The organism is Caballeronia ptereochthonis, assembly GCF_001545075.1.
Taxonomy (GTDB): domain Bacteria; phylum Pseudomonadota; class Gammaproteobacteria; order Burkholderiales; family Burkholderiaceae; genus Caballeronia; species Caballeronia ptereochthonis.
Genome location: NZ_FCOB02000023.1, coordinates 46,717 through 59,517, shown reverse-complemented (window position 1 = coordinate 59,517; position 12,801 = coordinate 46,717). Strand labels below are relative to the sequence as shown.

Here is a 12,801-nt window from a genome sequence, read left to right as displayed (position 1 = left end):
ATGGCGCGCGTGGCGTCGGGCAAGCCGGGGTGCGACAAATCGCGCCAGATGCCGCAGCAAGCCTGATGCAAGCGGGATAATGTCGCAGGGAGCGCGAGTTCGCCGACCGCGGCCCGGCTCAAGCGCTCATGCAGGCGACGACAGGCACTCAATCAGATGTATCGCATAACCAACACCGGACGGGTCAATCTCGGTCATCTCTTCTGGCTTCGCTCGCTCGCGATCATCGGCCAGCTGAGCACGATCGCCGTCGTGCAGATCTTCTACGGCGCGAAGCTCCCGCTGCCGGCGATGCTGCTCGTGATCGCGCTGGAAATGGTGTTCAACGGACTCACGTGGCTGCGCGTCGCGCGGGCGCGTCCGGAGACCAACCTCGAACTGTTCGGCCAGATGTGCGTCGATCTGGGCGCGCTCTCGGCGCTGCTGTTCCTCTCAGGCGGCGCGACCAATCCGTTCGTCACGCTCTATCTGCCCTCGCTCGCGATCGCCGCCGCGATTCTCCCGTGGACGATGATGGCCTGCCTCGCGCTATTCGCCGTCGCCTGTTACGCGCTCCTCAGCTACAACTACGTGCCGCTCAATATCGAGAATCCTGCCAATCTCTTCGATTATTTCCGCATGGGCCTGTGGGTCAACTTCATGGTGAGCGTCGGGCTGATCGGCTGGTTCGTCGCGCGCATGTCGCGGGCGCTGCGCGCGCGCGATGCGGCGCTCGCCGACGTCCAGCAGCGCCATCTGCGCGACGAGCGGGCGGTCGCGCTCGGCGTGCAGGCGGCGACCGTCGCGCACGAGATGGGCACGCCGCTCTCGACCATCGCGATGCTCTCCGAGGAACTACGCGACGCCGCCGCGCACGACAAGAACCTCGCGCCCTACGCAGCGGACTTCGAACTGCTCGAGCAGCAGATGGCGCTGTGCACGTCGGCGCTCGCCCGCCTGCGCAGCCGTGCGACCGGGCCGTCGAGCCGTCAGGCGCTCGACGAATGGCTCGCCAGTTTCATCGAGCAATGGCGGCTGCGGCATCCGCAGGTGAAGTTCGCGCAGATCGGCCAGACGCCGGCAGGCGCGTCGATCGACGATCCGGTCGCGGTCGGCCAGATCCTCACGATTCTGCTCGACAACGCGGCGCGCGCGAGCAGCGAATCGGTGACGCTGCAGGCATCGGCCGAAACCGTCGACGGGAAGCACGCCGTGCGCTTCGACGTGTGCGACCGCGGGCCGGGCATTCCCCCCGCGCTGCGCACGGCGCTCGGCACGGCGCCGGTGGACAGCACGCAGGGCGGCCACGGCGTCGGGCTCTATCTGGCGTTCGCCGCGGCGGCGCGCCTGAACGGTTCCATCGAACTCTTCGATGGCGAGCCGCGCGGCACGCACGCGGTGTTGCGCCTGCCGAACCGCGGCGCGGCCGCCGCGCACGGGCAGGCGGCATGGACTGAACGAAGCGGCGCGGCCTGAACTCGAAATCAGGCGCACAGGCAAGCATTACGGAGAAAAAAGCATGAGCGATACCAATTTTCTGATCATCGACGACGACGAAGTCTTTTCGGGCATTCTCGCCCGCGGTCTCGCACGGCGCGGCTACACCCCGCATCAGGCGCACGATGGGGACGAAGCGCTGAAACTCGCCAACCAGCACAAGTTCGGCCAGATCACGGTCGATCTTCATCTGGGCAACGATTCCGGCCTGCGGCTCGTCGCGCCGCTGCGCGATCTGCAGCCCGATGCGCGCATTCTCGTGCTGACCGGCTACGCCAGCATCGCAACGGCCGTACAGGCGGTGAAGGACGGCGCGGACAACTATCTCGCGAAGCCGGCGAACGTCGAGACGATTCTCTCAGCGCTCCAGGAGCAGGCCAGCGAGCAGACCGCCGAGGAGGCGATCGAGAATCCGACGCTGCTTTCCGTCGCGCGGCTCGAATGGGAGCATATCCAGCGGGCGCTCGCCGAGAACAACGGCAATATCTCGGCGACGGCGCGCGCGCTCAACATGCATCGGCGGACTTTGCAGCGCAAGCTGGCCAAGAAGCCGGTGCGGCAGTAATTCTTCCGGACGGCAGAGTTCGCGTGCGAACGGCAGTACGTCTGCCGACGCGCGCGAAATAGCGCGGACAGTACGTGATATCGACGGGAACCGGCAACGCCCGCGTGCGCCGCGCGCAAACGCGATTGCCAAAAAAGAACTGCCCAAAAAAAGAACCGCCCAAGCCGGGTGCCAAGGGCGGTAATCGGAGAGTTGCAACGACTACATGCGCGAACATGGGGACACGCACGTAGACAGCATACGGTGCGGCGTTCCGCATCCAAATAAGAAAACTCCCAATTAAGAATCCGCTTAGTTTGTCTGCTTTTTGGCAGTTTTTTTCTCGTTGCTTTCGCGATTCTTTCGCCGGGACTCTGGCTCCCATCCCGCCTCCGTTATGTCCTCCATGCGCGCTCAAGAAAGTTGGAGCGAGCGCCGTAAAGCCTCACTGTGCGCGAACCGGGTTCGCGCCGCGCTGTCCGCGGACGCCGTCTGCGGGGCGTGGGACCGGAGCAGGGCGCCGAAGCGCCGCTCCGGTCGGCAGAGGAGACATCGATGAAATGGTTTGACCGCCTGTCCGTGCTCAGCAAGCTGTTGCTGTCTTTCGCGGTGGTGATTCTGTTTACCGCGTGCGTGGGCGCGACCGGCGTGATTTCGCTCGCGAAGATGCACGGGCTGATCGAGGACATCGGCGACCGTCACATGGACGGCCTCTATTGGGTCGAGGAAGTCAACAAGAACAAGCTCGACACCGATCTCGCCGCCGCCAACCTGACCTTCGCCGACGACGCCGGCAAGGCGAAGCTCAAGGAAGGCATGTCGGGTTCGCTCGACAGCATGCACCGCGCGTTCGAGCGCTTGCGCCCGACGATCCGCTCCGACGACGGCATCGCGCTCTACGACGCCGCGAGCAAGTCCGTCGCCGCATGGGAAGACATCGTGCTGATACAGATGGGCAAAAAGCCGATGCCGGTCGACGTCGACCAGATGGGCCTCATCTCGCGCGCGATCGCCGCGAGCGAGAAGGCGCGCGACGCGCTTCAGCGGCTCGCCGACTTCAAGCGCAAGCGCGCAACCGATGCACGCGGGGAGGCCGCCTCGGAATACGCAACGATGCGCGTCGTGATGCTCGCGTTGGTCTTCGGCGCGATGGTGGCGGGCGCGCTGCTCGCGGCGCTGATCGGACGGCGCCTTGCCGCGCAGCTCGGCGGCGAGCCGGCGTACGCGGCGGATATCGCCGACCGCATCGCGCGCGGCGACCTGACGACGCGCGTCGCCACGCGTCCCGGCGACGACAGCAGCATGCTGGCGAGCCTCGGCAACATGAGCACGAAGCTCGCGGACATCGTCGGCGGGATTCGCCAATCGAGCGATTCGATCCTGTTCGCATCGCGTGAGATCGCGCAGGGCAATACGGATCTGTCGCAGCGCACGGAGGAACAGGCCGCGTCGCTGGAGGAAACGGCGTCGAGCATGGAGCAGCTCACGCACACCGTGCGCCAGAACGCCAGCAACGCGGACGAAGCAAGCGGCCTCGCGCGCGGCGCGTCGGACGTGTCGGCGCGCGGCAGCGAACTGGTCGGCGAAGTGGTGGACAACATGCGCGAACTGGCGGCGGGCTCCAAACGCATGACGGACATCATCGCCGTGATCGAGGGCATCGCGTTCCAGACCAACATTCTCGCGCTGAACGCCGCCGTCGAAGCGGCGCGCGCGGGCGAGGAAGGCCGCGGCTTCGCGGTGGTCGCGGCCGAAGTGCGCTCGCTCGCACAGCGCAGCGCGACGTCCGCGAAGGAGATCAAGGAGCTGATCGAGGCATCGACGGCGCGCGTCGACAGCGGCGCGGCGCTCGCCGAGCGCGCCGGCGCGACGATGGCCGAAGTGACGCAGGCCGTGCAGCGCGTGACCGACATCATGGCGCAGATCTCGTCGGCTTCGCACGAGCAGAGCGCGGGCATCGAGCAGGTGAACCGCGCCGTTGCGCAGATGGATCAGGTGACGCAGCAGAACGCGGCGCTCGTCGAGCAGGCGGCGGCTGCCGCGGGCGCGATGGCCGATCAGGCCGAGCAGCTGAAGGGGGCGGTCGCGGTCTTCGAGCTGGAGCGCGGTGCTTGAGAAGGGCGTGACACCGCGCGGGCGGAGGAAGGTGAAAGGGCCGTAATATCGGCTCGCTTGCCACCCGAGGGCGCGCTCCGTACACTCGCGCCTGTTTTTCATCAAGCGCGCCGTACGGACGGCGCTTCACCGCCGAGAAGGAGGCCCGCCCAATGTCCGATTCCTATTTCCCGCGCTGGCCGGTTCAGCCGGATGCCGCGGAGGGGCGCGTCGTCGCGCCCGACGAGCGACTGCCCTGGCCGCAGATGATCGCGATGGGCATTCAGCACGTCGTCGCGATGTTCGGCTCGACGGTGCTCGCGCCGCTGCTGATGGGCTTCGATCCCAATCTGTGCATCTTCATGTCGGGCGTCGGCACGCTGCTGTTCTTCGTGCTGGTCGGCGGCCGCGTGCCGAGCTATCTCGGTTCGAGCTTCGCGTTCATCGGGCTCGTGATCGCGGTGACGGGCTACGGCGGCCATGGCCCGAACATGAACATTCCGGTGGCGCTGGGCGGGATCATTGCGTGCGGCGTGGCTTACGCGATCATCGGGCTGATCGTCGCGGCGGTCGGCACGAAATGGATCGAAGCGCTGATGCCGCCGGTGGTTACGGGCGCGATCGTCTGCGTGATCGGGCTGAATCTCGCGCCCATCGCGGTGAAGGGTGTGATGGGCAGCAGCTTCGATTCGTGGATGGCGCTCGTCACCGTGCTCTGTGTCGGCGCGGTGGCGGTGTTCGCGCGCGGCATGGCGCAGCGCCTGCTGATCCTGATCGGCCTGGCGATTGCGTACTGCATCTATGCGGTGCTGACCAACGGCATGAGCATGGGCAAGCCGATCGACTTTTCGATCGTGGCGAATGCGGCGTGGTTCGGCATGCCGCACTTCACGGCGCCCGTGTTCGAAGCGCCGGCGATGACGCTGCTCGCGCCGATCGCGATCATTCTGGTCGCGGAGAATCTCGGGCACATCAAGGCTGTTGGCGCGATGACGGGCAGGAGCCTCGACAAGTACATCGGCCGCGCGTTCATCGGCGACGGGCTGGCGACGATCGCATCGGGCTTCGCGGGCGGCACGGGCGTGACGACCTACGCCGAGAATATTGGCGTGATGGCCGTCACCAAGATCTACTCGACGCTCGTGTTCGTGATCGCGGCGCTGTTTGCGATCGTGCTCGGGTTTTCGCCGAAGTTCGGCGCGCTCATTCAGACTATTCCGGGGCCGGTGCTGGGTGGTGTGTCGATCGTCGTGTTCGGGCTGATCGCGGTGACGGGTGCGCGGATCTGGGTCGTCAACAAGGTGGATTTCTCGGATAACCGTAATTTGATCGTCGCGGCGGTTACGCTTGTGCTTGGCACTGGTGATTTCACGCTCAAGCTCGGCGGGTTTGCGCTTGGCGGCATCGGGACGGCTACGTTTGGAGCGATTGTTTTTTATGCGTTGCTGCGGAGGCGGGGGGCTGGGGTTGTTTGAGGTTTTTTTGCGTGACGCTGGGGGTTTTTGGTTCGCTTGGGCTTTCGTGGAATCCTGAATTCTTAGCGGTCTATTTGTGTTGCCCCGCACAGGGGCAGTGCCAATAGACCGACACGAAAACGGGATCCGGCGACAGCCGAAGCAAACCAAACCCACCGTCCCCAATCAACCTACACAGCCGTCCCACGCTTCCGATTCACAATTGCAGTCTCCGAAAGATCAATCTCCCGCATCAGCTTGTTCAACGTCTCATCATTGATCGCCTGCGCGTAGCGCAACTTCAGCAACTCGGCGCGTTCCGCGCGCAGCGCGGCCACCTTCAGTCGCGTTTCCATCATCTCGCTCTTCCTGGCAGCCGCCCGCGGCGCTTCGTCGTCACCAAGCTGCTCGAGCCGCCGCCGATACAGGCTCATCACGCGCGCAGTCGAATCAGCGCATCTCGCCGACGCGGCTTCGTCCATCTGCTCGATCATCTCGTCGTGCGTGTCGTCGATCGCGCGGATCGCCGCCTGCGCCGCGCGGCGTCGCGCCATGCGCTCCTCCGCCGCATGCGGATTGCGCTCGCGCTCGATGCCGCGCAGCATCAGCGGCAAGCCCACGACCGCAATCAGAAGCGACACGAGAATCACCGCCGACGCAATGAAGATCGCCACATCGCGCCCGCCAAGCGGCACGCCGTTCGCCAGCGTCTCGGGCAGCGACAGCACGCCCGCGAGCGTGACCGCGCCGCGCACGCCGCCGATCGTCGTCAGCGCAAGCGTGCGAAAACCGGGCGCGGCGCTTTCCAGACCCTGCTTCGCCGTTCTGCGGGCCGCGACCCAGCGCAGCGAATACACCCACACGAAACGCAACGCATAGAGCGCGACCAAGGTCGCGAACACGTAGCCGAGCAGCATGCCGACGCGTGCGTTCCCATCGTGGTGTGCCTCCACCAGCGCCTGTCCGATGATGTGCGGAAACTGCAGCCCGAGCAGGATGAACACCATGCCGTTGAAGACGAACTCGATCATCGTCCACGTGCTCGTCATGCGCACGCGCACCGCGCTCGGAATGCTGTCGCGCAAGCTCTGGATGTTCATCATCATGCCCGCCGACACCGCGGCCAGAATGCCCGAGCAGCCCGTATGCTCGGCCACGACGTACGCCGCGAACGGAATCAGGATCGTGAGGATCACGCCCGCCGCCGGGTCGTCGTCCTCCGAGAACTTCAGAAGACGCGACGGAATCTCCGTGACGGCCCAGCTGATCGCCGCGCCGATCGCGAGTCCGCCCGCCGCGATGATGAAAAAGCTGATGGTCGCGTCTCGCAGCGAAAACACGCCCGTCAGCGCGGCGGCAATGGCGAACTTCAGCGCGACGAGGCCCGACGCGTCGTTCATCAGCGCCTCGCCCTCGAGAATGTGCATCAGATTCGCGGGAATGCGGTTGCGCCCGGCAATGCCCGTCAGGGCGACGGCATCGGTCGGCGAGAGCACGGCCGCGAGCGCGAAGGCGACGGGCAGCGGCATCGACGGAATCATCGCGTGCAGAAAGTAGCCGAGCACGCCGACCGTGATGAACACGAGCCCGAGCGCGAGCATCAGGATCGCGCGGCGCTGCATGAAGAGCTCGCGCTTCGGAATGCGCCAGCCGTCCGCGAACAGCAGCGGCGGGATGAACAGAAGCATGAAGAGCTCGGGATCGAAGGTGACGTGCAGCCCGAAGCCCGGCCAGGCGAGCAGCGCGCCGAGCGCGATCTGGATGAGCGGCAGCGGCAGCTTGATCGGGAGCAGGCTCAGGCCCAGCCCCGAGAGCGCCACGGCCAGCAGAAGAATGAGGACGGTAAAAACGATTTCCATGTGTGCGCTACAGCAAGACGCGCGAGCGGCCGGCGCACGCGGCGTCTGGCATTTGTTTCGATGAGCCGAAAGTTTAGCCGGTGCTCGCGAAGCAGGCAGAGAACGGGCCGCCCGGTTTCGCACCGTAACGGTGCGCGTGCACTTGAGCTCGCCTGCCGGCGGTGCATGACGCGGGCAAACGGACGACGAATCGTGCCGCTTCGCTCGTCTTCGTGCGCATGGAGCTTGCTTTATCGAAAATCACGGGACGCTGAGACTCCCGACGAGATCATCGAGGGCTGTTCTATGAAAACGGTATGGAACGGATCGAGCGCGGGTCCGGGGGCATTGACGACGCAAGGCACGCGCAGGTCGAGCGCGCTTCGCCGCAACATGGAGGCGAGGGGATCGGCATGGTGATCGCAAATCCGGAGAAAACGACGGTTTCCGCGCGCAGCTTCGAGCTGGGCGTGATGTCCGGCCTCGACCGCTATTCGGTCGAACACGGCGACTGGACGCTGTCGAGCGTGTTTCAGCCGGTGTTCAGCCTGTCGCACATGCGTGCGGTCGGCTACGAAGGCCTGCTGCGCGCGCACGATGCGCTCGACCGGCCGGTCTCGCCGCTCGACGTGTTCGGGCAGGCATCGCGCGTCGGCGAAGCGCTGCAGATCGACCGGCTCGCGCAGGCCCTGCATCTCGAGAACTTCAAGATGCTCGGCGCGCAGACCGAATGGCTCTTTCTCAACGTGCATCCGGGCGCGCTGACCGAGCCGTATCACGCGGCGGCGCTGATGGCCAATCTCAAGCGCCTGCATCTCGAGCCGCGCCGCGTCGTGCTCGAAGTGCTGGAGCAGAGCGCGGAGGACATCGAGCGGCTCGCGCTCGCCGTGCAGCAGTTCCGCGAGCAGGGCTTTCTCATCGCGCTCGACGATTTCGGCGCGGGGCACACGAACATCGAGCGCATCTGGCAGCTCGATCCGGATATCGTCAAGCTCGATCGCGTGATGCTTTCGCATGCCGGCCAGAACGTGCATGCGGCGCTGTCGCCGCGCACGCTCAAGCAACGCCAGAACATGGAGGCGGTGCTGTCGGGCATCGTGTCGCTGCTGCATGAAGCGGGCAAGCTCGTGCTGATAGAAGGCGTCGAGACCGAGCACGAGGCGCAACTGGCGCTCGCGAGCGGCGCGGACTTCGTGCAGGGCTTCTTCTTCGCGCGGCCGCATCCGGGACCCGCCGACAGCGTGCACGCGCAGACGGTGATCGGCGAGCTGACGGAGCGCTACCGCCTGCAGACCGAGGCGCGCGAGCGCCGCGTCGCCACGCGCCTGCAACCGTACATGCGCGCGTTCGAGCGCGCCGCCGAGCGGCTCGCGTCGGGCGAGCCGCTCGAAGAGGTGTGCTGGAACTTCCTTGCGCTCGATAACGCCGCGCGCTGCTTCCTGCTCGATCAGAACGGCAGGCAGGCGGGCCGCAACGTGGTGCTGCGCGCGGACCGCGCCGCGCACGAGGCGCGCTTTCTGCCGCTGATCGACGCGCAAGGCGCGAATTGGCTGCGCCGCCCGTACTTCCGCGCGGCGCTCGGCGATCCGGAGCGCGTGCACGTCACGAAGCCGTATCTCTCGATCAACGAGGCGATGCCCTGCGTCACGCTGTCGGTGGAGACGCGCTCGGAAGGCAAGCGCTGCGTGCTGTGCGGCGACATCGACTGGATCGCCGAGGACGACGCGGATTGATCACTTCGCGACGACCACCGGAATGCCTTTCAGCGACGCTGCGCCCTTCATCGTGTCGATGGCGGCGCGCACCGCGTCGCCCGTCGCCGCGTCGATGCCGAGGCGCGCGGCGATCTCGCGCTCGCTGCGCTTGACCATCGCGACGTTCGCGAGCTTCACGTGGCCGTAGCCGCGCACGCGCTCGAAGAGCGCGGCGAGCGCCTTCACGTCCCCGGCGTTGTCCGCATCGAGTTTCGCGAGGGCGCGCGTCATCGTGATCTCGAAGTCGTCGGCGAGCCGGCGTTCCATGCGGCGTTCGAGCGTCTTGCCGAAGACATCGAATGCACCGCCGCGCAAGGCGCGGAACTTCGCGAGGCCGCCGAGCACCGGCCACAGCCATTGGCCGAAGACCTTCTTCTTCGGTACGTCATGCGATAGCACCGGCGGCGCGAGGTTGAACTTCACGGCATAGCTCTCGCCCGCCGTGCCTTCGAACTGCGCGGCGAGCGCGGCGCGAAATGCCGGGTCCGCGTGCAGGCGCGCGACTTCATATTCATCCTTCACGGCGAGCAGCTTGTAGAACGAGATCGCGATCGCGCGCGCGATCGGTTCATGTCCGGCCGCCGCGTTCACCAGCTTGCGATAGCGCTCGACATATTTTGCGCCGCCGTATGCCAGCAGCCGCTCCTCGCGATCGCGGATCAGTTCGGGCAGCGACATCTGATCCATCACGACGCGCTTGGCCAGCACCTGCGCCGTCAACGCATCCAGCGAAGCCATGTCCGCCGCCGCGAGCCGGCCGATGGAGAACGCGAACTTGTTCGATGTGACCGCCACATTGTTCAGCTCGATCGCGCGCATCAGCGCCGCGAGCGACAGCGGCACGAGCCCGAGCTGCCACGCGAAGCCGAGCATCAGTATGTTCGCGCCGATGGTGTCGCCGAGAAAGCGCGTCGCGAGCGATTGCGCGTCGCAGCTGCGCAATGCGTCGTGCGCACCGGCGCCCGCCGCGTGACGCATCTTGTCGAGCAGCGCATCCGCATGAAGATTCGCCTCCGGGTTCTGCACGAAGCTCGCGTTCGGAATCGCGTGCGTGTTCACGACGATCTTCGTGCGATCGTGCCGCACCGTCTGCAACGCTTCCGGGCTCGCGCCGACGACCATGTCGCACGCGAGCAGCAGATCGGCCTGCTGCGTGTCGATGCGCACCTGGTTGAGCAGCGCGTCCGTCGCGGCAAAGCGCACGAACGACAGCACCGAGCCGCCCTTCTGCGCGAAGCCCATGAAATCGAGCACCGACGCGCTCTTGCCTTCCAGATGCGCCGCCATGCTGATGAGCGCGCCCACCGTCACGACGCCCGTGCCGCCGACGCCAGTCACGAGAATGTCGTACGGCGCGCGGTCGAGATGGCCTTGCGGCAGCGGCAGCGCATCGACGCGGCGCGCAAGCTCGGCGGGATCGAACGCGTGGCCTTCGGCCTTCTTCAGCTTCGCGCCTTCGAGCGTGACGAAGCTCGGGCAGAATCCGTTCACGCACGAATAGTCCTTGTTGCACGACGACTGATCGATGCGCCGCTTGCGGCCGAGTTCGGTTTCGACCGGCTCGACCGACAGGCAATTCGACTGCACGCCGCAATCGCCGCAGCCTTCGCACACGGCTTCGTTGATGAAGAGGCGCTTGTCCGGATCGGGAAACTCGCCCTTCTTGCGGCGGCGGCGCTTTTCGGCGGCGCACGTCTGATCGTAGATGAGCACGGTGACGCCCGGCGTGTCGCGCAGACGGCGCTGCACGTCGTCCAGTTCGCTGCGGTGATGGAACGTCGTGCCGCGCGGGAACTGATCTTCGTGGCCATCGTATTTTTCGGGCTCGTCACTGACCACCACCAGCAGCGCGATGCCTTCCGCTTCCACCTGCCGCGCGATCTGCGGCACGGAGATGCTGCCGTCGACAGGCTGGCCGCCCGTCATCGCGACGGCATCGTTGTAGAGAATCTTGTACGTGATGTTCGCCTTCGCGGCGACTGCCTGGCGAATCGCGAGAATGCCCGAATGGAAGTACGTGCCGTCGCCGAGATTCTGGAAGACGTGCGGCGTCTTCGTGAACATCGAATGCGACGCCCAGTCGACGCCTTCGCCGCCCATTTGAATCAGGCCGGTGGTGTCGCGCTCCATCCACGACGCCATGAAGTGACAGCCGATGCCCGCCTGCGCGACCGAACCCTCCGGCACCTTCGTCGACGTGTTGTGCGGGCAGCCCGAGCAGAAGTAGGGCGTGCGCTTCACGGCATCGGCGACATTCGAGAGGATCTGCGGCGCGACGAGATCGACCACCTTGTCGCGGCGATCGAGCGCCGGCTTGTGGCGTGCGAGCCAGTCCGCGAACACCGGCAGCACGCGCGAAGGCCTGAGTTCGCCGAGTGCGCTGAGAAGCGCCGAACCGTCCCGCGCGTTCTTGCCGACCACGACCGGCCGCGCGCCGTCGACGCGGTTGTAGAGATGCTCCTTGATCTGCTGCTCGACGATCGGCCCTTTCTCCTCGATCACGAGCACTTCCGACAGACCCTCGACGAAGGTTTCGAGACGCGTCGTCTCCAGCGGATACGACAGCCCGACCTTGTAGATGCGCACACCGGCGGCATCGAGATCATCGACGGTGAGTTCGAGGCGGCGCAGCGCTTCCATCAGATCGAGATGCGCCTTGCCGCACGTCACGATGCCGACGTCCGCGCGCGGGCTCGGCGCGATCCACTTGTCGATGCTGTTTGCGCGCGCGAAATGGCGCACGGCCTCGATTTTCGCGGCGAGGCGCGCTTCGATCGTGAGGCTCGGCAGATCGGGCCAGCGGTTGTGCAGGCCGCCCTGCGGCGGCGTGAAATCGTCGGGCGCTTTCCAGTCGGTGCGAAGCGCGCCGAGATCGACCGTCGAGCCGGATTCGACCGTCTCCGAAATCGCCTTGAAGCCGATCCACGCGCCCGAGAAGCGCGACAGCGCCCAGCCGTAGATGCCGAACTCCAGCATGTCCGCGACGTTCGACGGATTCACCACCGGCATGTGCCACGAGATCATCGTCTGATCGCTCTGATGCGGCATGGAGGACGAAACACAGCCGTGGTCATCGCCCGCGACGACGAGCACGCCGCCGTGCGGCGACGAGCCGTAGGCGTTGCCATGCTTGAGCGCATCGCCCGCGCGATCGACGCCCGGGCCCTTGCCGTACCACATCGCGAACACGCCGTCGACCGTGCGCTCCGCATCCGATTCGACGCGCTGCGTGCCGAGCACGGCGGTGCCGCCGAGTTCTTCGTTGATCGCAGGCAGAAAGCGCACGTCGTGCGACGCGAGCAGTTTCTTCGCCTTCCACAGTTGCTGATCGACCATCCCGAGCGGCGAACCGCGATAGCCGCTGACGAAGCCCGCCGTGTTGAGCCCGGCCGCCCGGTCGAGCGCGCGCTGCATCAGGACGAGACGCACCAGCGCCTGCGTGCCGGTGAGGAAAATGCGTCCGGTCGTGGCGCTCAGGTTGTCGCTCAATTGATAGTCCGACAACGCGGGCTCGTTCGTGCATGGGGAAAAAGCTTCGGCGGGGACGCGCGCGTTCATGGAATCTCCGTGTAATTTTGGTATGCGAGGCAATGCGCCATTCTTTGCCGACAACCGCGGAATGTTTTTGCGCACTCGCCCGG

The 12,801-nt window shown here is 66.0% G+C and carries 7 protein-coding genes; 5 read left to right on the top strand and 2 right to left on the bottom strand.

The genetic code is table 11. From position 1 onward, the window contains the following. The first annotated feature begins 156 nt into the window (after positions 1-156). From AWB83_RS23490 to AWB83_RS23475, 4 genes are all read left to right on the top strand, one after another. On the top strand, positions 157-1,455 hold the full coding sequence (locus AWB83_RS23490) for an ATP-binding protein (protein ID WP_087048021.1): 1,299 nt from the start codon (positions 157-159) through the stop codon (positions 1,453-1,455). 43 nt (positions 1,456-1,498) lie between these two features. Continuing rightward, entirely contained in the window at positions 1,499-2,041 is a 543-nt protein-coding gene (locus tag AWB83_RS23485) for a response regulator transcription factor (protein WP_087048093.1), read from the top strand. 534 nt (positions 2,042-2,575) lie between these two features. Next, the gene (locus AWB83_RS23480; RefSeq protein ID WP_087048092.1) at positions 2,576-4,135 is read left to right on the top strand and encodes a methyl-accepting chemotaxis protein; all 1,560 of its coding nucleotides are present in this window, start codon (positions 2,576-2,578) and stop codon (positions 4,133-4,135) included. 152 nt (positions 4,136-4,287) lie between these two features. Next, on the top strand, positions 4,288-5,589 hold the full coding sequence (locus AWB83_RS23475; protein ID WP_087048020.1) for a solute carrier family 23 protein: 1,302 nt from the start codon (positions 4,288-4,290) through the stop codon (positions 5,587-5,589). A gap of 170 nt (positions 5,590-5,759) precedes the next feature. Here the strand turns inward: AWB83_RS23475 and AWB83_RS23470 are convergent, their stop codons facing one another. Further along, positions 5,760-7,427 carry a Na+/H+ antiporter gene (locus AWB83_RS23470; RefSeq protein ID WP_087048019.1) on the bottom strand — a complete coding sequence of 556 codons (1,668 nt, stop codon included), beginning with the start codon at positions 7,425-7,427 and terminating at the stop codon, positions 5,760-5,762. 392 nt (positions 7,428-7,819) lie between these two features. Between AWB83_RS23470 and AWB83_RS23465 the strand changes: the two genes are divergently transcribed. After that, positions 7,820-9,139, top strand: coding sequence for an EAL domain-containing protein (locus AWB83_RS23465; RefSeq protein ID WP_087048091.1), 1,320 nt, complete (start codon positions 7,820-7,822; stop codon positions 9,137-9,139). Here the strand turns inward: AWB83_RS23465 and AWB83_RS23460 are convergent, their stop codons facing one another. Continuing rightward, complete coding sequence (locus AWB83_RS23460; RefSeq protein ID WP_087048018.1) at positions 9,140-12,718, bottom strand: indolepyruvate ferredoxin oxidoreductase family protein; 3,579 nt, start codon at positions 12,716-12,718, stop codon at positions 9,140-9,142. Between the last annotated feature and the right edge of the window lie 83 nt (positions 12,719-12,801).

Coding starts and splice junctions, on each gene's coding strand:
- AWB83_RS23465 (WP_087048091.1), top strand. CDS start 7,820: ATGGTGATCGCAAATCCGGAGAAAACGACGGTTTCCGCGCGCAGCTTC.
- AWB83_RS23480 (WP_087048092.1), top strand. CDS start 2,576: ATGAAATGGTTTGACCGCCTGTCCGTGCTCAGCAAGCTGTTGCTGTCT.
- AWB83_RS23460 (WP_087048018.1), bottom strand. CDS start 12,718: ATGAACGCGCGCGTCCCCGCCGAAGCTTTTTCCCCATGCACGAACGAG.
- AWB83_RS23490 (WP_087048021.1), top strand. CDS start 157: ATGTATCGCATAACCAACACCGGACGGGTCAATCTCGGTCATCTCTTC.
- AWB83_RS23485 (WP_087048093.1), top strand. CDS start 1,499: ATGAGCGATACCAATTTTCTGATCATCGACGACGACGAAGTCTTTTCG.
- AWB83_RS23470 (WP_087048019.1), bottom strand. CDS start 7,427: ATGGAAATCGTTTTTACCGTCCTCATTCTTCTGCTGGCCGTGGCGCTC.
- AWB83_RS23475 (WP_087048020.1), top strand. CDS start 4,288: ATGTCCGATTCCTATTTCCCGCGCTGGCCGGTTCAGCCGGATGCCGCG.